19 protein-coding genes are annotated in these 23,712 nt (G+C 62.0%); 8 read left to right on the forward strand and 11 right to left on the reverse strand.

Features of this window, described 5'->3' with window-relative positions; translation table 11 throughout:
* Positions 1-11: 11 nt before the first annotated feature.
* The 5 genes from HU737_RS09150 to HU737_RS09170 are packed head-to-tail and all read right to left on the reverse strand — an operon-like array spanning position 12 to position 4,856.
* Positions 12-1,031, reverse strand: coding sequence for a polysaccharide biosynthesis/export family protein (locus tag HU737_RS09150; protein ID WP_186554561.1), 1,020 nt, complete (start codon positions 1,029-1,031; stop codon positions 12-14).
* Positions 1,032-1,050: 19 nt separating this feature from the next.
* Entirely contained in the window at positions 1,051-1,698 is a 648-nt protein-coding gene (locus HU737_RS09155; protein WP_186554560.1) for a CpsD/CapB family tyrosine-protein kinase, read from the reverse strand.
* A gap of 1 nt (position 1,699) precedes the next feature.
* Positions 1,700-2,446, reverse strand: coding sequence for a sugar transferase (locus HU737_RS09160; protein ID WP_186554559.1), 747 nt, complete (start codon positions 2,444-2,446; stop codon positions 1,700-1,702).
* Positions 2,443-3,507 (reverse strand): NAD-dependent epimerase, encoded by a 1,065-nt coding sequence (locus HU737_RS09165; protein WP_186554558.1) that lies wholly within the window; start codon positions 3,505-3,507, stop codon positions 2,443-2,445. Before HU737_RS09165 ends, HU737_RS09160 begins: the two co-directional genes overlap by 4 nt.
* Positions 3,504-4,856: a UDP-glucose dehydrogenase family protein gene (locus HU737_RS09170; protein WP_186554557.1), complete on the reverse strand. Its 1,353-nt coding sequence runs from the start codon at positions 4,854-4,856 to the stop codon at positions 3,504-3,506. Before HU737_RS09170 ends, HU737_RS09165 begins: the two co-directional genes overlap by 4 nt.
* Positions 4,857-5,246: 390 nt before the next feature.
* Here HU737_RS09170 and HU737_RS09175 point away from each other — a divergent pair, with 390 nt between their 5' ends.
* Positions 5,247-6,944, forward strand: coding sequence for a sulfatase-like hydrolase/transferase (locus HU737_RS09175; RefSeq protein WP_186554556.1), 1,698 nt, complete (start codon positions 5,247-5,249; stop codon positions 6,942-6,944).
* Between the two features lie 17 nt (positions 6,945-6,961).
* On the opposite strand, the gene HU737_RS09180 is transcribed toward HU737_RS09175, so the two are convergent.
* Positions 6,962-7,897: a LysR substrate-binding domain-containing protein gene (locus HU737_RS09180; protein WP_186554555.1), complete on the reverse strand. Its 936-nt coding sequence runs from the start codon at positions 7,895-7,897 to the stop codon at positions 6,962-6,964.
* Between the two features lie 146 nt (positions 7,898-8,043).
* On the opposite strand from HU737_RS09180, the gene HU737_RS09185 reads away from it, so the two are divergent.
* Together HU737_RS09185 and HU737_RS09190 are read left to right on the forward strand one after the other, a co-directional pair.
* The gene (locus HU737_RS09185) at positions 8,044-9,420 is read left to right on the forward strand and encodes an L-serine ammonia-lyase (RefSeq protein WP_186554554.1); all 1,377 of its coding nucleotides are present in this window, start codon (positions 8,044-8,046) and stop codon (positions 9,418-9,420) included.
* A 178-nt stretch (positions 9,421-9,598) separates the two neighbouring features.
* Entirely contained in the window at positions 9,599-10,906 is a 1,308-nt protein-coding gene (locus HU737_RS09190; protein WP_186554553.1) for a serine/threonine transporter, read from the forward strand.
* Positions 10,907-10,977: 71 nt separating this feature from the next.
* On the opposite strand, the gene HU737_RS09195 is transcribed toward HU737_RS09190, so the two are convergent.
* Complete coding sequence (locus tag HU737_RS09195) at positions 10,978-11,655, reverse strand: DUF3313 domain-containing protein (RefSeq protein WP_186554552.1); 678 nt, start codon at positions 11,653-11,655, stop codon at positions 10,978-10,980.
* 229 nt (positions 11,656-11,884) lie between these two features.
* Here HU737_RS09195 and HU737_RS09200 point away from each other — a divergent pair, with 229 nt between their 5' ends.
* Together HU737_RS09200 and HU737_RS09205 are read left to right on the forward strand one after the other, a co-directional pair.
* Positions 11,885-13,828 (forward strand): acyltransferase family protein, encoded by a 1,944-nt coding sequence (locus tag HU737_RS09200; RefSeq protein WP_186554551.1) that lies wholly within the window; start codon positions 11,885-11,887, stop codon positions 13,826-13,828.
* 300 nt (positions 13,829-14,128) lie between these two features.
* Entirely contained in the window at positions 14,129-14,434 is a 306-nt protein-coding gene (locus HU737_RS09205) for a helix-turn-helix domain-containing protein (RefSeq protein WP_186554550.1), read from the forward strand.
* Between the two features lie 18 nt (positions 14,435-14,452).
* On the opposite strand, the gene HU737_RS09210 is transcribed toward HU737_RS09205, so the two are convergent.
* From HU737_RS09210 to HU737_RS09220, 3 genes are read right to left on the reverse strand one after another with little or no spacing between them, the layout of a single operon-like run.
* The gene (locus HU737_RS09210; RefSeq protein WP_186554549.1) at positions 14,453-15,748 is read right to left on the reverse strand and encodes an NAD(P)/FAD-dependent oxidoreductase; all 1,296 of its coding nucleotides are present in this window, start codon (positions 15,746-15,748) and stop codon (positions 14,453-14,455) included.
* A gap of 14 nt (positions 15,749-15,762) precedes the next feature.
* Positions 15,763-16,851 (reverse strand): polyamine ABC transporter substrate-binding protein, encoded by a 1,089-nt coding sequence (locus HU737_RS09215; RefSeq protein ID WP_186554548.1) that lies wholly within the window; start codon positions 16,849-16,851, stop codon positions 15,763-15,765.
* 49 nt (positions 16,852-16,900) lie between these two features.
* On the reverse strand, positions 16,901-18,259 hold the full coding sequence (locus HU737_RS09220; RefSeq protein ID WP_186554547.1) for a glutamine synthetase family protein: 1,359 nt from the start codon (positions 18,257-18,259) through the stop codon (positions 16,901-16,903).
* Positions 18,260-18,410: 151 nt separating this feature from the next.
* Between HU737_RS09220 and HU737_RS09225 the strand changes: the two genes are divergently transcribed.
* On the forward strand, positions 18,411-19,310 hold the full coding sequence (locus HU737_RS09225) for a helix-turn-helix domain-containing protein (RefSeq protein ID WP_186554546.1): 900 nt from the start codon (positions 18,411-18,413) through the stop codon (positions 19,308-19,310).
* 77 nt (positions 19,311-19,387) lie between these two features.
* Entirely contained in the window at positions 19,388-21,301 is a 1,914-nt protein-coding gene (locus HU737_RS09230) for a DEAD/DEAH box helicase (RefSeq protein ID WP_186554545.1), read from the forward strand.
* A gap of 45 nt (positions 21,302-21,346) precedes the next feature.
* On the opposite strand, the gene HU737_RS09235 is transcribed toward HU737_RS09230, so the two are convergent.
* Positions 21,347-22,732 (reverse strand): aldehyde dehydrogenase family protein, encoded by a 1,386-nt coding sequence (locus HU737_RS09235; RefSeq protein WP_186554544.1) that lies wholly within the window; start codon positions 22,730-22,732, stop codon positions 21,347-21,349.
* 106 nt (positions 22,733-22,838) lie between these two features.
* Here HU737_RS09235 and ptrR point away from each other — a divergent pair, with 106 nt between their 5' ends.
* Positions 22,839-23,705 (forward strand): putrescine utilization regulator PtrR, encoded by an 867-nt coding sequence (gene ptrR, locus HU737_RS09240; RefSeq protein ID WP_186554543.1) that lies wholly within the window; start codon positions 22,839-22,841, stop codon positions 23,703-23,705.
* Positions 23,706-23,712 lie beyond the last annotated feature (7 nt).

The raw sequence follows: 23,712 nt of genomic DNA on the forward strand, positions 1-23,712 counted from the left end.
TCGATCCCCGGTCAGTTGTTGTCGTCTTTGTTGTCGACGCGATAGCTGAAGCTGAAGCCGAAGCCCTGGAACAGCACGACGTCAGCCAATTGCCGGGACAGCTCGCCGGCACTGGCCAGCTTGCTCTTGGGCACATAGAGCATGTCTTCGGGCTGCAGGTAGGCGATCTTCTGGCTGCCACCGGAGAGGGCCTGGTCGACGTCGTAGTTGTAGGCATGCACGGTGTTGCCGTTACGGCGCATGATCACCACCGAGCCGAGCTTGGCCTTGAGGGTCGGGCCGCGGGCCAGGGTCAGTGCTTCGAGCACCGATACCGGCCGGCGGATCTGGAAGGCACCCGGCTGGCCGACTTCACCCAGGACATAGATCTCGTTGGCAGCGGTTGACTTGAGCAGCACGTCGACCGTCATCCGGCCCGGCAGGCTGGCGTAGCGCTCGTTGAGGTAGTCGCGCAGTTGGTTGACGGTCATGCCTTGCAGCGGCACCGAACCAATTTCCGGGAAGGTCGCGCGGCCGTCGGTACCGACCGTGATGTCGCGGCTCATGCCGGTGCCAGGGTGGGTCAGGGTGTTCTTCAGGGTGACCTCATTGGTCATCGGGCTGATCACCCGCAACGTCACCTGGTCGCGGTTGTTCTGGAACACGCGCTTGTTGCGGTAGGCCTCGCGGATGGCGTTTTCAGCTTCGCCCGGGGTCATCCCTTCGACCTTGACCGTCGAGTTGGTGCTGGGCAGGGTAATGGTGCCGTCTGGTTGCACCAGCTGGCTGCCGTTGAGGCCGCTGGCGGCCATGAAGTTGAGGTCGATGCTGTCGCCCGACTGGATGCGATAGGCGCCAGCACTGGTGCCGCTGATGTGGAAGATCACTTCCAGCACGTCTTGCGGGCGCAGCACCTGCTCGCGCCGCGCCACTTCGGTGGCCTGGCTGTCTTCGGGCGCAGCAGTGAGGATCTGCACCGGCATCTCGCGGTTATCCTGGCTGGCGCAACCGGTCAGGACCAGCAGGCACAGGGCAATGGATGGGTATCTCATGGGTCTCTCCTGTACCGGCCTAGAGGTTGTTGTACAGCCACTTGGGCATGTAGTACTTGCGCTTGTTGAACACGCTACCGATCAGGCGCGCGCCGGCCTGGGTCAGGCGCTGGGCGGCGGCCTGGGCGACTTCCTTGCGGGTCTCCTCGGCGCACACCACCAGGATCACGCCATCGACCAGGGTGCCGATCACCAGGCTGTCGGCGCTGGCATAGATCGCTTCGCCGTCGATCACCACGAAGCGGTACTGGCCGCCGAGCTGGTGCAGCAGCACGCGCAGGCGCTCAGGATCGAGCGCGGCGCGCCCGCGCTTCCAGGTGCCCCCGGGGAGGATGTCGAACAGTTGATCGGACAGGCGCACGATGCAGTCCTGGGCCAGTGGCGGGGTGTCTTGGTCGAACAACAGGTCGGTGTACCCGCGCAGCTTGCCCAGACCCAGTTGCTGACTGAGGCCACCGGTGCTGTTGCTGCTGTCGATCAGCAGCACGGCGCCGGCGCTCATTAGCGCCAGTTGGCTGGCGAACGCCAGCGCGCTGGTACTGGTACCGCTGCCGGTGTTGGCCGCGGTCAGCAGCAAGGTGCGCTGCTCCAGGTCAAGAACGGTGGCGGTCAGGTTGGTCTCGCTCGGGGTGGCGATACTCAGGCTTCTCGAAGTGGAACCGTCCATCTCAACTTGCTCCGTGGCCAGTGAACACTTTGAACGGGGTCTTGAAGAGGATCTTCAGATCCAGCATCAGGCTCTGTTCGTTGATGTAGCTAAGGTCGAGCTCTACGCGTTGGTCAAAATCGATGTTGCTGCGCCCGGAGATCTGCCACAGGCCGGTCATGCCGGGGTAGATCGACAGCCGCGCGAGGTGGTTGTCCTTGTAGCGGTAGGCGTTGAAAGAGGTGGGGCGGGGGCCTACCAGGCGCATGTCGCCGGTGACCACGTTGATCAGGTTGGGCAGCTCGTCCAGGCTGCTGCGGCGCAGCCAACTGCCCACCGAGGTGATGCGCGGATCCTTGTCGATCTTGAAGTCGATGGCGTCGGCGCCGTGTTTGTTCAGGTGGCGCACCGAGTCCTTGAGCGCTTCGGCATTGGCGACCATGGTGCGGAACTTGAACATGCCGAACAGGCGGCCGCGGTAGCCGGTGCGTTTTTGCACGAAAAATACCGGGCCTGGGCTTGAGGTCTTGATCAGTATTGCCAGCACCAGCAACATCGGCGACAGCAACAGCAGCAGAACCACCGCCGCGATGCCGGACAACACCCGGTTGGTGCGTGACAAGGTCCACGGGCGCCCGCCCACCCGGCCGGTGATCCAACCGCGACCTTGCATGTGGATGGCCGCATCGATACGTTGCCGATGCGCCGGATCCATCCGTTTATCCTGGTATAGCGCCTGTAGTTGCGCGCTTTTAGGTTGTCCTGTCATACCGCCCTCCGTTGATCGGACTGCTCGCCAGCACGGTTGGCCTCCAAGGCGGTGTGCGAGTAGTACTCTTGAAACCAGGCGACGAACCGCCTGAGCCCTTCATCCAGGGAAATACGTGGGGTAAAGCCGGTCACCTGAGCCAAGGCGCTGGCGTCGGCGCAGGTGGCCAGCACGTCGCCCGGTTGCAGTGGCAGCAGCTCGATCACGGCGTTGCGCTGCAGGTGGCGCTCCAGCACGGCCAGGTAGTCGAGCAGTTCCACCGGGCGTTGCCCGCCGATGTTGAACAGCCGCCACGGCGCTTGGCTGCTGGCCGGATCAGGTTCCAGGGCGTTCCAGTCCGAATTGCCTGCCGGGGGGTGGGGCATCAGCCGCACCAGGCTCTCGACGATGTCGTCGATGTAGGTGAAATCGCGTTGGTGGCGGCCGTGGTTGAACAGCTGGATGGGCCGGCCTTCGCTGATCGCCTTGGCAAACTGCATTGGCGACATGTCCGGGCGGCCCCAGGGGCCATACACGGTAAAGAAGCGCAGGCCGCTACAAGCAATGCCGAACAGGTGGCTGTAGCTGTGGGCCATCGCCTCGTTGGCTTTTTTCGTAGCCGCGTACAGCGACAGCGGATGATCGACCGCGTCCTGGACCCGATAAGGCGTGCGCTGGTTGGCGCCGTACACCGAACTGGACGAGGCGTACAGTAGGTGGCGCACCGGATGACGGCGGCAACCCTCGAGGATATTGAGAAAGCCTGCCAGGTTGCTGTCGACATAAGCCTGAGGGTTTTGCAGCGAGTAGCGCACCCCGGCTTGAGCAGCCAAATGGATGACCACCTCGGGGCGTTCGATGGCAAACAGCCGGGCGACGCCGTCGCGGTCGACCAGATCCAGGCGATGCACCTCAAAGTCGTCGGCCTGCTCACGTACCCAACGCAGCCGAGCGTGTTTGAGCGCCGGATCGTAGTAGTCGTTGAAGTTGTCCAGGCCCACCACCTCATGGCCATCGCGCAGCAGCCGCAGGCAGGTGTGGGCACCGATGAAGCCGGCCGCGCCGGTTACCAACACCTTCATGGCGCACTCACTTGTGCGTTGACCTGACGCAGACCGATGCCACTGTAGTGCAGGCCGTGGGCTGCCACGTGCTCGGGGTTGTACAGGTTGCGCCCGTCGATGATCAGCCGCTCACGCAGTTTGCTGGCGAGCAGGGCGAAGTCGACCACGCGAAAGTTCTTCCACTCGGTGCAGATCACCAGGGCGTCAGCGTCCTGCAGGGTGTCGTCGCGGGTGGCGCACAGTTGCAGGTCATCGCGGTAGCCGTACAGGCGCCGGCATTCATCCATGGCTTCTGGGTCGTAAGCGCGCACCGTGGCACCCTCGGCCCACAGCGCTTCCATCAGATAGCGGCTCGGCGCTTCGCGCATGTCGTCGGTGTTAGGTTTGAACGCCAGCCCCCAGAGCGCAATAGACTTGCCGGCCAGCTGGCCTTGCAGGCGTTGCTGGAGTTTGGCGAACAGAATCTGCCGCTGCCGATCGTTGACGTCGTGCACGCTTTGCAGCAGGCGCAGCGGCATCCCGCTGTGTTCTGCGGTGTGCAGCAGGGCCTTGATGTCCTTGGGGAAGCACGAGCCACCAAAGCCACAGCCGGGATAGATGAAGTGGTAGCCGATACGCGGGTCGGAGCCGATGCCCTTGCGCACCGCTTCGATGTCGGCGCCCAGGTGCTCGCTGAGGTTGGCCAGCTCGTTCATGAAGCTGATGCGCGTGGCGAGCATGGCGTTGGCGGCGTACTTGGTCAGCTCGGCGCTGCGGTTATCCATGAACATGAGCTTTTCATGGTTGCGGCAGAACGGCGCGTAGAGCTCGGCCAGTTGGTCATGCGCAAGCGCGTCGCGGGTGCCGACGATGATCCGGTCGGGGCGCATGCAGTCGGCCAGGGCGCTGCCTTCCTTGAGAAACTCGGGGTTGGACACCACGCGCACCTGCAAGTGGTCTTTACCCAGACGCTGCAGTTCGGCGCGGGCCAGGGCCGAGACCTGGTCGGCGGTGCCTACCGGCACGGTGGACTTGACGATCAAGGTCCGGTCGGCGTCCATCAGTTCGGTGATTTGGCGGGTGACGTTGAGCACATGGCTGAGGTCGGCGGAGCCGTCTTCGTCGGGCGGCGTGCCAACGGCGATGAAGATCAGCTCGGCGTGGCTGACCGCGTCGCTGGCCTGGGTGCTGAACAGCAGGCGGCCTTCCTTGATGTTGTCCTCGAGCAGTTCCGACAGGCCAGGCTCGCTGATCGGCGGCACGCCTTGGCGCAGTTGGTTGATCTTGTGGGTGTCCAAATCCACGCACAACACGCGATGGCCGACATCCGCCAAAGCCGCTGCTTGAACCAGACCGACATAACCGGTGCCAAAAACGCTCACGTCCATGCGCGGTGCCTCGTATGGATGGGGGGTAAGTAAGGTGGATGAAACAGGGTGTGAGTTCGGTATAGCTCAGCTGTGGGGAATTGCGTCAAAGCAATGGCATGTTTCGTCAGATTTACACGCGCTAGCTGAACGGGCCATTGGCCACCAACCCTTTGCCAATCCGAGGCTTAGCGCTCAAAGCTACTGGCAATTGGCCGGTCAACAAGCCGATGAACGGTCTAAGCCCCCGAAATTTGGGAAGTTTGAGTAATAGAGAGGGTCGGGTGAGAGGGCGTGAAGACGCCAAATTCTGGCGTTGTGATATCGTCGGAAAATTGACTTTTGCGACTTGTGATTTGTTTCAGGGCTGCTACGGTTTGGGTAGATTTCCATGAATGGAGGGGCCAAATCATGCGCGGGTGGATCAAGTTGCTGTTGGTGCTTATCTATCTTGGCTCCTTTCATGCCTATTACCTGGAGCGCATAGATGCCTTGGGCCTAGGCCTGCCGCTGGTACTTTTCCTGGGCGTATTCGCAGTATTGGTAGTGGCTTTGCTGCTGGCCGCCTGGATACGACCGGCCTGGCTGCGCTGGCCGCTGGCACTGGCGCTGGCGGTCAGTGCGGTGTTCTTCGACGCCTATACCCGCATTACTGACTCGTACATGACCTATAGCGCATTCGTCTCTATGGTGTATGCCGGCGGTTTTGTCGGCGAAGCGCTGCAGCAATACCACTACGCAATTACCTTGGCGTTGGCCAAATCGCTGTTGCTGCTCCTGGGTGTCGGCCTGCGCCCAGGCCCGGCGCCGCGCCTGCCGCAGTGGTTGCCGATTGCCGCGCCAGTACTGGCCTTGCTGCTGCTGATCAGCGTGCTGTTCGTGCGCGCTGGCGAAGGTGCGCGCGGGCTGCCGGTGATGTACACGCCGCTGGCCTACATGAGCCTGCTCACTTATGAAACGCTGAGCGACAATGTCGGCCCGCGCGAACCCGTAAGCCTGGCACGCAGCGGTGCACCGCTGGCGCGAGACATCGTGCTGGTGATCGACGAAAGCATTTCCGGCAACTACCTGGACGTCAATGCGGCGGGCGGGGTGACCAGCCATCTGGCCCAGTTGCAACCCAAGGCAGACATCTTCAATTACGGTTATGCCGCATCCATTGCCAATTGTAGTGCTGATACCAACATCACGTTGCGCTATGGCGGCACCCGCGAGGACTACCTGCGGATCAATTCGACCCTGCCTTCGATCTGGCAGTACGCCAAGCAAGCCGGGCTACGCACGGTGTACATCGACGGCCAGCGCACTGCGGGTAATCTGCAGAACCTGATGACCGCCACTGAGAAGCAGGATATCGACCAGTTCATTCAGTTTGATGACACGCCCGTGTTACAGCGTGACATGGCAGCGGTAGCCAAGCTCAGCGCATTGCTCAACGATGGCCAGGCGCAGTTGATCGTCATCAACAAGGTGGGTGCGCACTTTCCGGTGCACGACAAGTACCCGAATGAGTTCATGAAGTATCAGCCGGCGCTGCCGCGTGGACGCTTTGCCGACGTGGCCGACTCAGGCACGCGTGAAGGCTTCGATGGACGTAGCGAGGATTGGGTGCTGTATCGCAACTCCTATAAAAACAGCGTGCTGTGGAGCGTTGGCGAGTTCTTCCGCCGCTTGTTCGCCGAAGCCGACTTGAGCCAGGCGGTGGTGATCTACACCTCCGACCATGGCCAGGACCTGCACGAGCGCGGCAACCCAGGGCTCAATACCCATTGCGACAGTGATCCGGTGCCTGAGGAAGGTTTGGTGCCACTGGTGATCATCCAAGGCAAGGGCCTCAAGACCCTCGACTGGCAGGCGCACCTGGAGCAGAACCGCAACGCTTCGAGCCACTACAACATCTTCCCGACCTTGCTGCGTTTGATGGGCTATGACAGCGCGGGGGTAGGGCAGGTGTATGGGCGCGCCCTGGATGTACCGACTGAGGATCCATTCACGTTCAATGTACGGTTCAACGCTCGGTTGGGTGCGCAGCCGGATTTCCGCCATATCGACCTGGGCCAGATCGTCACGCCGGTGGTGGTCGAGAAGGGCACTGTGGCGGCGCAGTGAGTACTGCATTCGCCTGATCAAGCCAACGGATGGAGTGCCCGGAACCCCTGGGCCTCCTCAACCAACCAGTCATGCACCGCCCGCGCGCCCGGCTGGCTCAGCCCGCCTGGTGGGTAGTGCAGCACGTAGCGTTTATGATTGGCCACCGGCACCCCGAACGGCACGATCAACGCCCCGCGTTCCAATTCGTCGTTGAGCAGCGTGCGCCGCGCGATGGCCACGCCAACCCCGGCAATCGCCGCCTCGATGGTCAGGTGGTTGCGGTTGAAGGTGTGCCCGCGCCTCACATCCAGCCCAGCGGCGCCGATGCCCTCTAGATAGAACTCCCATTCGGCATACTCCGAGCTGCCGCGCCAGGCGGTAATGTCGTGCAGCAACGGATAGTGCATCAGGTCAGTCGGCCCGTGCAGCGGCGGGCGACCGCGCAGCAGCGCCGGGGAGCAGACCGGGAAGATCTGCTCATCCAGTAGCGGCGTGGAGAGCATGCCTGGATAGCTGCCGTCGTTGAGGTCAATGGCCAGGTCGAAATCATCCGGATGCAGCGCTTGGTTGCTGTCTTCAGCGACAAGCCGCAACTCGATGTCCGGGTAGCGTTGCTGGAAACGCGGCAAGCGCGGCGTCAGCCATTTGGCAAGAAACGAGGGGATCGAACGCAGGCGCAAGGTGCCGCGGATCTCGCCGGCATCCAGGCGCAGTAACTCCGCCTCGATGCTGCCATAGGCCTCGGCCACCGTTTGTGCCAGGCGCTGGCCTTCGGCAGACAGCTCCACTCCGCGCGCCCGACGCAGAAACAGCCGGTAGCCCAGGCGCTCTTCGAGCTGGCGCATTTGCTGGCTGACCGCACCAGGAGTGATGTGCAGCTCCTCGGCGCAGCGAGTGAACGACAGGTGCCGCGCGGCACACGCGAACACATGCAGCCAGACATACATCTGGCCATTAAGTTGCCGCCTCATTGTTTAGTCCTGCTAAAGGCTTGCTTAGAAACTTTCGTTGGTCATTATCAGTTGAGAGCGGCAGTATCGCCCAACTTGGCAATACCGTTCAATTTTTCCAGAGAGCCGTTGGCCGGTGCAGTAGGCCGCCACGGTCAGGCATTAGCATGGCTATCAGTGTTTTCGACCTTTTCAAAATTGGCATCGGCCCCTCCAGCTCCCATACCGTGGGGCCCATGCGGGCGGCAGCGACCTTCGCCCAGGCCTTGCGTGAGCGTGGTCTGCTGGCCCAGGTGCAACGGGTCGAGGTGCGCCTGTATGGCTCGCTGTCTGCCACTGGCGTGGGGCACGCCACCGACCGTGCCTGCCTGCTGGGGCTGATGGGGCAGTGGCCTGATCGGATCGATCCGCACAGTATCGAGCCACGCATCGATCAGTTGATGCAGGAGCAGTGCCTGATGCTCGATGGCCGCCAGCCGATTGCCTTCAACTACGCTCGCGACATGCTGCTGCTGGATGAAAACCTGCCGTATCACCCCAACGCCATGACCCTTGAGGCACAAGGCGAGCAGGGCCTGGTGCTGAGTCAGACCTACTACTCAGTGGGCGGCGGCTTCATCGTCGAACAAGACGAAATCGATGCCCCGCAAAGCAGCGCCGAGCAGATCAGCCTGCCGTATGAATTTTCCAGCGCCGCCGAACTGCTTGCACTGTGCAAGGCGCATGGGCTGAGTGTCAGCCAACTGATGATGGCCAACGAGTGTGCCTGGCGGCCTGAAAGCGAAACCCGCCAAGGCCTGCTGTCGATTTGGGCGGCGATGCGCGAATGCGTCGACAACGGTTTGCGTAATGAGGGCATCTTGCCGGGAGGTCTCAAGGTCAAGCGCCGCGCCGCGCGCTTGCATCGCAGCTTGCAAGAGATCGGCAAGCCCAACGTGATCGGCTCGACCTTGAGCGCCATGGAGTGGGTCAACCTGTTCGCCCTGGCGGTCAATGAAGAAAACGCGGCCGGCGGGCGCATGGTCACCGCGCCAACCAACGGTGCTGCGGGGATCATCCCGGCGGTGCTGCATTACTACATGAAGTTCAACCCGGGCGCATGCGATGACGATGTCGTCGCCTTCCTGCTGGCGGCTGCGGCGGTGGGTATCTTGTGCAAGAAAAACGCCTCCATCTCAGGAGCCGAAGTGGGCTGTCAGGGTGAGGTGGGTTCGGCCTGTTCGATGGCCGCGGCAGGTCTTGCCGAAGTGCTCGGGGCAACCCCCCCGCAGTTGGAAAATGCCGCTGAAATTGCCTTGGAACATAACCTTGGCCTGACCTGTGATCCGGTTGGCGGCTTGGTCCAGGTGCCCTGCATCGAGCGTAATGCGATTGCCGCAGTCAAGGCGATCAATGCCGTGCAGATGGCCTTGCGCGGTGATGGCGAACACTTCATTTCCCTCGACCGGGTGATTCGTACCATGCGTGACACCGGCGCCGACATGCACGCCAACTACAAGGAAACCTCCCGCGGCGGCCTGGCCGTCGCCTTCGTCGAGTGCTGATCTGCGCAGCGTTTGCTGTGTAAGCGTGCTTGCGCTGCGATTGAGGCTCAAGGGTCAACCTTGCTGCCTGTTCTGACGGCTCGCAGCCCAGGCCCGCTTGCACAGCAAGCGCGGCGCAACGCCTCTATTGCAACACCTGCTGTACCAGCAACAAAAACAACTACAAAGGCGATATCTGATGACCGATGTACAAAGCACCACGACTGTTCGTGCGGATTCGGCTGCCCCGGCTTCTGCCGTCGGCTCGACCACCTGGAACCGCCACGACACCACCTGGGCCTTGGGCCTGTATGGCACGGCGATCGGCGCGGGCACCTTGTTCCTGCCGATCAACGCCGGAGTGGGCGGTTTCTGGCCGCTGCTGATCCTGGCGCTGCTGGCGTTTCCGATGACCTTCTATGCGCATCGGGCGCTGACGCGCTTCGTCCTGTCAGGGCGCAAAGGCGGCAACGAAGACATCACCGAAGTGGTCGAGGAGCACTTCGGCACCGGTGCTGGCAAGCTGATCACCGCGTTGTATTTTTTGGCCATCTTCCCGATCCTGCTGGTCTACAGCGTCGCCCTGACCAACACCTTGACCAGCTTCCTTGAGCATCAGCTGCACGTCCCTGCGCCACCGCGGGCAGTGCTGTCGCTGTTGTTGATCTGCGGGTTGATGATCGTGGTGCGCTGCGGTCAGCAGATCATCGTCAAGGCCATGAGCGTGCTGGTGTATCCGTTCGTGACGTCGCTGTTGCTGCTCGCCCTGAGCTTGATCCCGAACTGGAACGGTGCCTTTCTGGCCCAAGCCAACGAGGGTATCAGCGCATCGAAGCTGCTCTTGACCCTGTGGCTGGCGATTCCGGTGATGGTGTTCTCGTTCAACCACTCGCCGATCATCTCGGCGTTCGCTGTCGATCAGAAACACCGTTACGGCGCAGCTGCCGATCGCAAGAGTGGCCGTACCCTGGCCACTGCACACCTGATGATGGTACTGACGGTGATGTTCTTCTGCTTCAGTTGCGTGCTGGCGTTGAGCCCGGCCGACCTGGCTGCGGCCAAGGAGCAGAACATTTCCGTGCTGTCGTACCTGGCCAACCACTTCCAGACGCCGGTGATTGCCTTCGTGGCGCCGCTAATTGCCCTGGTGGCGATCACCAAGTCGTTCCTGGGCCACTACATCGGTGCCAGCGAGGGCTTCCAGGGGATGATCGTCAAGAGCCTGCGCGGGCAGGGCAAGGCCTGGCCGGCCAAGCGTCTGGAGCGGATCACGGCCGTGTTCATGGTGCTGGCTTGCTGGATCGTGGCGACGCTCAATCCGAGCATCCTGGGGCTGATCGAGAGCATGGGCGGGCCTGTGATTGCCTGCTTGCTGTTCCTCATGCCGATGTATGCCGTGCGCCGGGTGCCGTCGCTGCGCAAATACTCGGGCACGTTGTCGAACGTGTTCGTGACCTTGGTGGGGCTGATTACCCTGTCGGCGATCTTCTATAGCTTTATCGCCTGATCACAGGCCTTGGGGCTGCATAGCAGCCCCAAGGCCTGCAATAACCGCCCTGAGCAATGGCGCTCAGCTGTTCAACGGGCCTTCTGCTTGAGCGCAACGAAGCTCTTGCGCATGTCGCTCGCCCAGCCATCGAGCACCGGCTTGACGTCTTCCAGGGTCAATTGCTGGGTGTCGTTCTCCAACTCCTTGCCACTGCCCTTGCGCACCACCTGCGCGAGCACCTTCTGATTAGCCCCATCCAGGAAGGCCGCCTCCACGGCGATATCCACGGCCTGATCACGCCCACCAGCGGCCGTGTTCACCGCCGCGGCGACCAGCGCGATCGGGATCACTTCATAAGGCTTCAGGCCCTCGGTATGGGTCGATACCGCGGTGATGGCCGGGCGCACCACGATAGTCCCTGGCCCAGGTGCCTTGGCCAAGGTCATCACGCTGCCCAGTTCTCGGCGCATGGCGTCGTTGAAGTAGCGGGTGATGGCTTGCAGCGTTTGCGTCGAGATCACCGATGTCGCTTGCGGCTTGGGATAGAACTGGCTCGGCTCGATGAAAACCTGGTTGTAATCGCGGGCTTTGATGTTGGGGTCAATCCAGCGCATCACCGGCTGGCCGGAAATGCTTTCGGCAGGCTGGAGGCGACTGTAATCGTTGAGAAACCCTGAGTACTGGCTAGGATCGACACGGTTGCTCGAGCATGCCGCCAGGGCTAGCAGGGCGGCGCACAGCAGGGTGGCGCGGGGCAGTGATTTCATGATGTAGGGCATCCATTGAGGGGACGGCCAGAACAACGCTAGCAGGTGCTTGGCGCTTGGCCAGCTTTAGCCTGGGCAGTCATAAAAATGGCGGCTGTGTTTCGCTGATCAGCGTGTGCCGCTGCCGATTGTCGGCATTTTGACTTTTCTCCTTGGCGGCGAGCGACAGTCGTACTACATATCAAAGGTGGCATTTTGCCTCGACGCCTTTTTCGAAGGATGATCACTCATGCGTCAGGAAAGTTACCGCTCCGATATTGACGGTTTGCGCGCGGTGGCGGTGATTGCCGTGTTCCTGCATCACCTGAACACCTCGTTGTTGCCGGGCGGTTTCGTCGGCGTCGACATCTTTTTTGTCATCTCCGGCTACCTGATCACCTCGCAAGTGTTCCAGGAGGTGCGTCAAGGTAGCTTCTCGCTCAAAAGCTTCTATCAGCGACGGATCAACCGCATCGTGCCTGCGCTGGCAACGGTGCTGTTGGTGTGCGTGGTGCTCGGCGCCTTCTTGCTGTCACCGGTAGACCTGATGCGGCTCAACGCCAATGCCCTGTTCGCCCTGTTGGGGGTGTCGAACATCTTCATCTGGCTCAAGTACGGCAACTACTTTGCCGCCGACGCCGGTGAAGCGCCGCTGCTGCATACCTGGTCGCTGGGTATCGAAGAGCAGTTCTATGTGGTCTGGCCATTGCTGGTGCTGTTGGTCTATCGCGTGGCGCCACGGCATTTGTTGTGGGTGCTGGGGGGCGGGCTGGTGCTGGCGATAGGCGTTTCGCAGTATGCGACTGGGGTGTTCGCTACGGCGTCTTACTATTTGCTGCCAACCCGCTTTTTCGAACTGATGCTCGGCGGCTGGTTGGGTATTTGGCACTTGCAACATACGCCGCGGGTTGGCCGGATGACATCGCTGGGGTGTTCGCTGCTTGGCTACCTGTTGATTGGCTCGTCGCTATTGCTGCTTAGCGAGGGCGCGCCGTTCCCAGGGTTGAATGCCTTGTGGCCGTGCCTGGGGGCAGCATTGCTGATCCATGCCGGGGTCAGCGGCGGTCCTTCGCCGGTTCTCGGTTGCCGACCGATGGTGTTCGTCGGGCTGATCTCGTATTCGCTTTATCTATGGCATTGGCCGCTGATTGCCTACCTCAATTACCTTGAGGTGCCGATGACCTTTGCCCTTGGCTGTGGGGTGGTCGCCGGCGCGCTGCTGTTGGCCTGGCTGTCCTGGCGCTATGTGGAAAAACCCATGCGCCGCAGTGGCGTAAAGCTTGGTTTCGCCCAGGTGTTCGCGCGCCGCTTCGCCGTGCCGGCCCTGGGCTTGGCGCTGTTGGCAGGGGTCACGCAGCAGTTCAGCGGCTTCCCGCAGCGCTTCAGCCCGCAGGTGCTGGCCCTGGAGGCGATGACCCTGGAGCGGCCAGCAGAGATTCGCCGCGGCTGTCACGTGCCCAGCGGGCTGTACCGCACCGAGCCGGATGACACCTGCCGCCTTGGTGCGGCGAAAGCGGCTATCGACGGCATCCTGGTCGGCGATTCGGTGGCCAACCATTTCAGCGGCATGGTCGATATCCTGGCACGCCCAGACGGCATCAGCCTGATGGACTACACCCTCGACTCCTGTGCGCCAGTGCTGGGCTACAACGGCGGCATGCCAGGGGCCTACGCCGATCATTGCGCTCAACGAAACCAACGGGTGTACGCCTTGATCGAGGCCAAGCGTTATCCCTACGTGGTACTGGCGGGTAACTGGCCGAACAACGAATCGGTTGGGCCGGCGATCGAGGCCAGTCTGGCGCGGGTGGTGGCCAGCAGCGGGCAGGTGATCGTGATCCTCAGAAACCAGCCGATCGACAAAGCCGCGACCTGCCCGATACGGCGGCTGATGTTTGGCCTTGAGCATCCGTGTGAAGCCGCTGAGACGCCACTACCGCAGTATTGGGCGCAGATTCGCGGCAAGTATCCGCAGGTGCGCTTCATCGACCCCAACCAAGTGATTTGCCCCAATGGCCTGTGCAGTCCGTTGATCGATGGCAAGTTGCTGTATCTGGATAACGGCCATTTGAACGAGGTCGGCTCGCGGTTTATCGGCCAGACCTTGCTGGAACGGGGGTATTCACTGCTCAAGGATCCTCGGCCGCAGGTGGTCAGCACCAACGCGCCCGGCAAAGCTGACCGGTCGAACTAAGACAATCTTCTACTGTTTGCGTGCACTGGCTGACTGAGCAGTGTCACGGGCAATGTGGGGTACCTGTGCCCGTTCGATTTGCCCATAACGCCGGACCAGTTAGGGCAACGGCTGCGCCGTTGAAATTTCCCACAATGCGCCCTGATTCCGCCGACTTATCACTGCTGCCCATCATTGGAAACTATACCCGTAAAGGGTATGGTTAAGGCCGACTCACATTTGCCGGCAGGGTATTTCTCGAATTATCTGCTGCTGCCTTGGCGAAGGCCCTCAGGGCAGGTGTACTGATGGAGGTGTGCTGTGAGCAGCAAACTTATTGAGTCGTTGCGTGATGACCTTACTGCACTGCATCAAGCAGGGGCGGTGGGCAAGGTTACGCTGCGCGACTTCGAGGCGATTTGCCCCGCGCCGGTGCGCGATTTCAGCGCGCTGGATATCCGCCGTTTGCGCGAAACGCTCAATTTCAGTCAGCCGGTCTTCGCCCTGCATCTGCATACCAGCGCGTCCACTGTACGCAAGTGGGAGCAGGGCGAAACACGGCCAGCCGGGCCTGCGTTAAAGCTGCTCAATGTCATTGCTGACAAGGGGCTGCAGGCCATTCTTTGAAGCGCTGCCCGTCGCAGGCTAGCCCAGCACCTCGCGCAGCCGGTACCACATCATCCCCAGCGCCAGCAGCGGCGAGCGCAGGGCCTTGCCTCCCGGGAAGGTCAGGTGCGGGACTGCGCTGAATACATCCAAGCCCTGGCTATGACCGAGCGCGATGGCTTCGGCCAACAGCTTGGCGGTCCAGTGGGTGACATTCAGGCCGTGCCCTGAATAGCCCTGGGCGTAGTAGACGTTGGGATACTGGCTGAGCCGACCGACTTGCGGGAAGCGGTTGGCAGTGATGCCGATCATGCCGCCCCACTGATAGTCGATGCGTACACCGGCCAGTTGCGGGAACACCTTGAGGACCTTGGGCAGCATGTAGGCGCCAATGTCCTTGGGATCGCGCCCGGAGTAGTGGCAGGCACCGCCGAACAACAAGCGGCGGTCGGCGGTGAGGCGGTAGTAGTCCAGGCCGACTTTCTGGTCGCACATCGCCATGTTCTGAGGGATCAGCGTCTTGGCCAACTGCTCTGGCAGCGGTTCGCTGGCTACAACGTAGCTGCCCGCGGGCAGTACCTTGCCGCTCAGGCGTGGTTCGAGTTCGTCCAGGTGGGCGTTGCAACCCAGTACCAGACTCTTGGCCCGCACGCTGCCACGGGCGCAGTGCAGGGTTACCGTGCTGCCGTGCTCGATGCGCAGCACAGGGCTCTGCTCGAAGATCTGTACGCCCAGGCCTGCGGCTGCGCGGGCTTCGCCTTGCACCAGGTCGAGTGGGTGCAGGTGCCCTGAGCCCATGTCGATCAGGCCACCTGCGTACTGCTCGCTGGCGACCACTTCATGCATCCGCTCGGCACTGACCAGGCGCGTTTCGTGGCGGTAGCCGAGGCTGGCCAGCTCTTGCTGTTCATCGCTGAAGGCAGCGAACTGCGCCGGGGTGTTGGCCAGTTCGCAAAAGCCCCAGTGCAAATCGCACTGGATGTCGTATTGGGCGATGCGCTGGCGGACCAACTCGACCGAATCGATCCCGGCGTGCTTGAGGTAGCGCACGCCGTCCTGGCCGACGTAGCGGGCAAAGCCACTGACGTCATGGCCGATGCCGCGAATCAGCTGGCCGCCGTTGCGCCCGCTGGCGCCCCAGCCAATCCGCCGGGCCTCCAGGAGGATCACCGAAAGCCCGCGCTCGGCCAGCTCCAGGGCGGTGTTGACCCCGGTAAGACCACCCCCGACCACGCAGACATCGGCAATGAGCGCGCCTTCGAGTGCAGGGTAGGGCGTCGTCGCCCGCGCGCTGGCAGCGTAGTAGGAGGCAGTGTGGTGAGTATCAAGGGACATGGCGCGTACTCGGCTCAGCGATTGGATTTGATCTTGCTCCAGGAGCGGGTCATGACGCGCATGATCTTCGGGCTCGGGGTGCTGGAGACATACAGCTTGTCCAGCACCTCCTGGGGAGGATAGATCTCGGGGTTGTTGACCAGCGAGGGGTCCATGTGGGCCTTGGCCTCAAGGTTGGCATTGGCATAGCCGACCGTGGCACTGACCTTGGCGATCACCTGCGGGTCGAGCAGGTAGTTGATGAAGGCCAGGGCCTGGTCGGGGTTGCTGGCATCCTTGGGAATTGCCAACAGGTCGAACCACAGGTTGCTGCCTTCCTTGGGAATGCTATAGGCGATTTTCACGCCGTTGTTGGCCTCCACCGCGCGGTTGGCGGCCTGGAACACATCGCCGGAGTAACCGAAGGCGACGCAGATATCGCCGTTGGCCAGGTCCGAGACATATTTGGAGGAGTGGAAGTAAGTGATGTAGGGGCGCAGCTTGAGCAACTGGGCCTCGGCCTTCTTGTAGTCGTCTTCCTTTTCGCTGCGTGGGTCCATGCCCAGGTAGTTGAGCATTGCCGGGAACAGTTCGTCCGGCGAGTCCATGAACGCCACGCCGCACTTTTGCAGCTTTTTCAGGTTCTCAGGTTCGAACAGCACCGCCCAGGAGTCGATCTTGTCGATGCCCAGGGCTGCCTTGACCTTGTCGACGTTGTAGCCGATGCCGTTGGTGCCCCACAGGTAGGGCACCGCGTACTGGTTGCCGGGGTCGTTCTGCTCAAGCTGTTTGAGCAGTTTAGGGTCCAGGTACTTGAAGTTCGGCAGCTTGCTGCGATCGAGCGGCAGGAACGCGCCAGCCTTGGCCTGGCGCGCCAGGAAATGGTTGGAGGGCACTACCACGTCGTAGCCGGTGCGTCCGGCCAGCAACTTGCCCTCCAGGGTTTCGTTGGAGTCGAACACGTCATAAACCACCTTGATCCCGCTGCTGGCCTGGAAGTCCGCCAGGGTGGTGTCACCGATATAGTCGGTCCAGTTGTATACGCTGACCGTTGGTTGGGCCTGGGCGGCCGCGCCGAACAGCAAGGCGAATGCTGCGGGAAGCAAAGAGTGCAAATGACGCATGTCGACACCTCATTGGTATTTTTCTTGGGTCTGTTGCGAGTGTTGCGGATCAGACGCTGAGCATCAGGAACTCACGCTCCCAGGAGCTGATCACGCGCTTGAAGTTCTCGTGTTCGGCACGCTTGACCGCCACATAGCCTTGGACGAACTGGCGGCCCAGGTAGGTCTGCAGAATTTCGCAGTCTTCCATGTGCTGCAGGGCGTCTTCGATGGTGATCGGCAGACGCAGGTTGCGCCGCTCGTAGGCACGGCCTTGGACCGCTGCGCTCGGCTCGATCTTCTCGACCATGCCCAGGTAGCCACACAGCAGGCTCGCCGCGATGGCCAGGTACGGGTTGGCATCGGCGCCCGGCAGGCGGTTCTCGACCCGCATCGCTTCGGGGCTCGAGGTCGGCACGCGCAAGCCGGCGGTGCGGTTTTCTTCGCCCCACTCGACGTTCACCGGCGCCGAGGTATCGGGCAGGAAGCGGCGGAACGAGTTGACGTTGGGGGCGAACATCGGCAGCACTTTGGGGATGTACTTCTGCAGGCCGCCAATGTGATGCAGGAACAGCTCGCTCATGCTGCCATCGTCGTTGGCGAAGATTGGCTTGCCAGTGGCAATGTCGACCACGCTTTGGTGCAGGTGCATGGCGCTGCCCGGCTCGTCGGTAATCGGCTTGGCCATGAAGGTCGCGGCGACGTTGTGCTTGAGCGCCGCCTCACGCATGGTGCGCTTGAACACGGTGATCTGGTCGGCGAGGTCGAGCGCGTCGCCGTGACGGAAGTTGATTTCCATCTGCGCCGGGCCGTCTTCATGGATCAGCGTGTCCAGGTCCAGCCCCTGGATTTCGCACCAGTCGTAGACGTCTTCGAACAGTGGGTCGAATTCGTTGGCGGCATCGATGGAGAACGACTGCCGACCGCTCTCGGCGCGCCCCGAACGGCCCAGTGGCACTTGCAGGGGCAAGTCCGGGTCTTCGCAGCGCTTGGTCAGGTAGAACTCCATCTCCGGCGCGACGATAGGCTGCCAGCCTTTGTCGGCGTACAGCTTGAGGACCTTTTTCAGCACGTTGCGCGGCGACAGTTCGATCGGGTTGCCTTGTTTGTCGAAGGTGTCGTGGATCACGATCGCGGTCGGCTCGATCGCCCACGGGATCTGGTACACCGCACTAGGGTCGGGGCGGCAGACCATGTCGATGTCGGCAGGGTCAAGCAGGTCGTAGTAGATGTCGTCGTCGACATAGTCGCCGGTGACGGTCTGCAGCAGCACGCTCTCTGGCAGGCGCATGCCGCGCTCATGGAGGAACTTGGCGGTCGGCGCGATCTTGCCGCGGGCGATGCCGGTCAGGTCGCTGATCACGCATTCGACTTCAGTGATGCGGTGTTCTTTCAGCCACGTGGACAGCTGATCGAAAGGGGCGTTCATACAGACCTCTTGGTTGGGTTTTGGTGGCACATCGTTTCAAGGAATCTTCCCAGCTGATGCGCTGAGGGCTATCTTGGTCGCAGCCCACAGGGTTGATCTATCCACTTCCTTCGGCAATGAATGCACCAAAAGAGTGCATATAGGACATCGCGTGACAACGCCCCATGCCTTGCAGGTCCAGGCTTTCAACACCAGCGACGTAACAGAACAGGTGCGCGCCACCCCGGGCTGGCAGCAGCAATACCGGCAAATGTCCCCCGGGCATTTCAACGGTCAGCTGCGCTGTTTGGGGCTCGATGGCGTGGAAGTCTACGAAGAACGCCTCAATACCCGGGTCGAGCAGTTCTTCCGCGCGCCCAGCGGGTCGCTGACGTTTTGCTTTGATCGCAGCGATAACAGCCTCTACGTGCTCAATGAAGAGAGCCGCAATATCTGGATCACCCCAGAGAACTACCAGGAAGTGGCGGTGGTGTTCGATCAAGGCTTCTTGCAACGCCATGGGCTGGATGTCAATCGCTTGGAAGGCTTGTTCATGGTGCCCTTGGACAGCGTGCAGAACGCGCTGTTCGGCGGCTGGCTCAGCGCCACCCTGACGCGCCTGGGCCAAGCCGATTCGCCGTTGGAGGGCAGGGCGCTGGCCGAGCAATTGCTGGAGGACTGCCTGTTCATCCTCGACAACGCCAGCCAACGGCTGCAGGGCGATGCCCTGGAGCGGCGTGGCGAGGCGCGGGCGGTGATGCGGCGGGTCAGTGACTGGGCGGCGGATTGCCCGGACGAGACGCTTAACCTGGTGGAGCTGGCCAACGTTGCCGGGGTCTCGGTGCGCCAGTTGCAGCAGACGTTCAAAGCCTTCACCAACCTGCCACCGGCTCATTGGTTGCGTTTGCGCAGGCTAAACGGAGCACGGCGAGACCTGCTGCGTGGGGGCGAGTTGACAGTGGCTGAAGTGGCGATGCGTTGGTCGTTCTGGCATCTGGGGCGGTTTTCCGACAGTTATCGCCAGTTGTTTGGCGAGTTGCCGAGTGAGACGCTGCGCCGGGCAAGGGGTTGAGGCCTGCGCCAGCGCAGACAATCCTGCATGCCCCGGTAAATATTGGTATGGTGCCCGGCAGTTTCCCTGAGGTTCCGATGTTCTATCTGCCACTGACCAGCGACCAAGCCGAACGCCTCGCCAGCGAGGCCTGCGCCGGCGAATTTCTTCCCCAGGCCAGCCTGCCGGAAACGGCCAGCGTGCTGTTCATTCAGAACCTGCCGCGCCAGCAAGGAAAACCCTCGGTGGAGGCCCAAGAACGGCGCTTTGCCGAAATGCTGCGCATCGCCGATGAAGTGCATGCTGCCGCCCCCGAGCAGTTCCAGGCGCAAGTAGCCATGCGTTTCGACGCCGAGGCGTTCGCCATGGGGCTGGGCATGCTCGGAGAAAACGGCATTGGCCTGCTGAGCCCTGAGACGCCAGTCGATCCTGCCGACTGGCGCGACAGTGAGGGCGGCTGGAACTTCCTGTTCGCCGATAGCTACCGCCAGTTGGTAACGCCGCTGCACCCTGTCAGCCTGCCGTCGCTGTCCAGCGACCTGCGTCTGAGCGACCAGCAGAATCGCCTGCTGCGCGAATTTCTCTCCGGTGTCGACGAATCGGTAGCCGTGCAAGGGTTCGCCGGCACTGGCAAGACGTTCCTGATCCATCAATTCGCGCGCTTGCTCGACCCCCAGCGCACCTTGTTGCTGGCCATGACCGAGGGCCAGTTGCGCGCCTTGCAGGCGCGGGTCAAGGACGCTTCGGCGTTCACTGCGCTGACGTTCGGCCAGTTGGCCGACGAAATCCTCAATCGCGACCTGACCAGCAATGGCTGGCGCCTGCGCGACGCCTACCGCAGCAAACTGTCCTGGCGCCCACAGGAGTCGCAGGTGGTGCAGTGGCTGGGTATCCCCGATATCGGCCCGCTGGCTGCTCGTGAGGTGGTTGCCTTGTGCATCAAGGCCGTGCGCAGCTTCTGCCGCAGCGCTGATGAGGTTATTGGCTTGCAGCATCTGCCATGGATGGGGCCGGGATTCTCGCCGCTGGATCAGGAGGTGTTGCTGGAGAAGGCGCGCCTGTACTGGCAACAACTGATCCGCCCTTCGGCGCGGGAGATCCAGCTACCGGTGCGCGACTACCATCGGGTCAAGCTGCTGTCGCTGACGCGCGAAGTCATCGATGTCCAATTCAGCCATGTCATCGTCGACGAAGCCCATGAGTTATCCGCGCCGATGCTTGCCGTGCTCGACCGCAGCCCCCAGGCGATCATCACCCTAGGGGATGACCTGCAGAACCTCAATGGCCTGAGCCCGCACCACGGCAGCTTCATTCGCCAGCGCTGCATCGATCACTCGTTGCGAGCGGGGCCGGCGATGGAGGGCGTGCTCAATCCGCTGATCCTGGCGCACCCATCGGCTATCCAGGCGGCGTTCACCGGCAGCGCCGAGCACTACACGCGGGTGAGTTTCTTCGATGCGGTGACGGTGCCCGAGCAACCTACGGCGTTGCTGGTTGACGATGAATGGGGGCTGTTTGGCTGGTTCCAGCGCCTTACCCATCAGGGCGTGCCGTTCGTGCTGCTCCAAGGCGCACGCAAGGAGTTCGAGCTGTTCGTCGAAGACTGTATCGAACTCTACCGCCATGGCACCCGACCACGGCACAACATGCTGTTTCGCTATGCCAGCTGGCAAGCGCTGGAGCAGGACAAGGGTGACGACAAGGCCTTCGCTGCGGTGGCCAACATGCTGCGCAAAGGCTATAGCCCGGAACACTTTGCCAAGGCCAAGAGCCGCTACCGCTGGGACAAGGCGCCCAAGCTGTTTCTAGGTCGGGTAAGGGATGTGAAGAACATGGAGTTCGCCCGGGTGATGGTGTCGCCTGAGCTGATGGTTGCGCCTGGCGCCGGCAACAACCGCAACGAGCGGGCGCGGATGTTGGCCGGATTGTATACCGCCTGTTCGCGGGCCAGGCATGAACTGATTGTGCCTGGGGGAATGCTCGATTGGGTCAAGGATCAGGTGCGCGATTGAACAGGTTGGGGCCGCAAAGCGGCCCCAACTGCCAACGCAAAACAATCAGTTGCGATCCAACCAAACCGTCTGCACGTTGCAGAACTCACGCACGCCAAAGTGCGACAGCTCGCGGCCAAACCCGCTTTTCTTGACGCCACCGAACGCCACCCGCGGATCGGACGCGCAATAGCCGTTGATGAACACGCCACCGGTATCCAGTGCAGCAGTCATCCGTTCTGCCAAGGCAACATCGGCGGTATAAATGGTCGCGGCCAAGCCAAACTCGCTGTCATTGGCCAGTTCCACCGCGTGGTCGGCATCGCGCGCTGCGATGATCGCCGCCACTGGGCCAAACAACTCTTGCTTGAACGCGGTCATTTCGCAGGTCACGCCAGCGAGCACGGTCGGCGGGTAGAGGTTGGCGACGCCCTCGGCTTTCTGGCCGCCGAGCAGCAGGGTTGCGCCTTCAGCCAAGGTCGCCTGTACCTGGCCGTGCAACTCGTCGCGCAGGTCATAACGGGCCATCGGGCCGATGTAGGTGTCGTCCTGCAGCGGGTTACCGACCTTCAGCTGGCGGGTCGCCTCGACGAATTTGCGGGTGAACTCATCAACGATGCTGTCTTCGACGATCAGGCGCTTGGCCGCGGCGCAGACCTGGCCGGTGTTCTGATAACGGCCGATCACCGCGGCTTTGACGGCAGCATCGAGGTCGGCGTCGGCCAGCACGATGAACGGGTCTGAACCGCCCAGCTCCAGCACGCATTTCTTCAACGCAGCACCGGCCTGGGCGCCGATGGCCATGCCGGCGCGCACGCTGCCGGTCAGGGTCACGGCAGCAATGCGCGGGTCATTGATGGCGCGAGTGACACCATCAGGGGTGACGTTGATAACCTCGAAGCTGCCATCTGGCAGGCCGGCCTGCTGGATGATCTGCAGCAGCAGGTAGGCGCTGCCCATCACATTGGGTGCGTGCTTGAGTACGTAGGTGTTACCGGCCAGCAGCGCAGGCACGGCGCCGCGCAGGACTTGCCAGATGGGGAAGTTCCACGGCATCACCGCCAGGATCGGGCCCAGTGGACGGTACTCGATACGCGCTTTTTCGATCTGCGTCGGCTCCGGGGCGAGCATGGCTGGGCCGTGTTCGGCGTACCACTGGCACAGGCCAACGCACTTGCTCACTTCGCCACGGGCCTGGCTGATCGGCTTGCCGATTTCGCGGCTGATCATCACCGCCAGGGCTTCGTGGTTGGCTTGCAGGGCATCTGCCAGAGCGATCAGGTATTCGCTGCGCTGACCCAGCGACACCTTGCGCCACAGGTTGAAGCCAACCTTGGCACGTTGCAGCGCCGCGTCCAGTGCGGCGTCGGTGTCGAATGGGTAGTGGCCGATCTGCTCGCCGCTGTACGGGTCGACGGAGATGGCGTGGGTCAGGCTAGTGATCTGGCTCATGGCAGAGCGCCTCGTTGTTGTTGGTGAGTGACGCCAGACTAGTGGTGTGCATCATTATTGAAAACTGAATAATAATGAGCGAAACATTCACGTTTGGAGAAAGATAGTGGACTTGGTGCAACTGGAAATCTTCAAGGCCGTGGCCGAGCACGGCAGCATCAGCGCGGCCGCCCAGCAGATTCATCGGGTGCCGTCGAACCTGACCACCCGTATCAAGCAGCTTGAGGAGGACCTGGGCGTCGAGCTGTTCATCCGCGAAAAAAGCCGGCTGCGCCTGTCGCCGGCCGGTTGGAATTTTCTTGAATACACCCGGCGCATTCTTGACCTGGTGCATGAAGCCCGACTGACCGTCGCCGGTGAAGACCCGCAAGGCACATTCGCCCTGGGTTCGCTGGAAAGCACCGCCGCGGTTCGCATCCCGGTGCTGCTGGCGGCCTACAACCAGCGCTATCCCAAGGTCGATCTGGACCTCTCTACCGGACCTTCGGGCACCATGCTTGAGGGGGTGTTGTCTGGCCGACTGGTCGCGGCATTCGTCGACGGCCCGGTGTTGCACCCGACCTTGGAAGGCATGGCGGTGTTCGAGGAGGAGATGGTGGTCATCGCGCCGCTCAACCATGCACCGATCAGCCGGGCGCGCGAGGTCAATGGCGAGAGCATCTACGCCTTTCGCGCCAACTGCTCCTACCGCCATCACTTCGAGAACTGGTTCGTACAGGATCAGGCGGTGCCCGGCAAGATCCACGAGATGGAGTCCTACCACGGCATGCTTGCCTGCGTCAGCGCCGGTGCGGGCCTGGCACTGATGCCGCGTAGCATGCTCGACAGCATGCCAGGGGTGAGCACGGTGAGTGTGTGGCCGTTGTCGCAGGACTTTCGCTATCTCAAAACCTGGCTGGTGTGGCGCCGCGGGACGGTGTCGCGCAGCTTGAGCATGTTCATCAAGTTGCTGGAAGAGCGCCGCGCTGCCTGACCGATGG

Origin of the sequence: Pseudomonas urmiensis (assembly GCF_014268815.2) — a bacterium.
GTDB classification, from domain to species: Bacteria; Pseudomonadota; Gammaproteobacteria; order Pseudomonadales; family Pseudomonadaceae; genus Aquipseudomonas; species Aquipseudomonas urmiensis.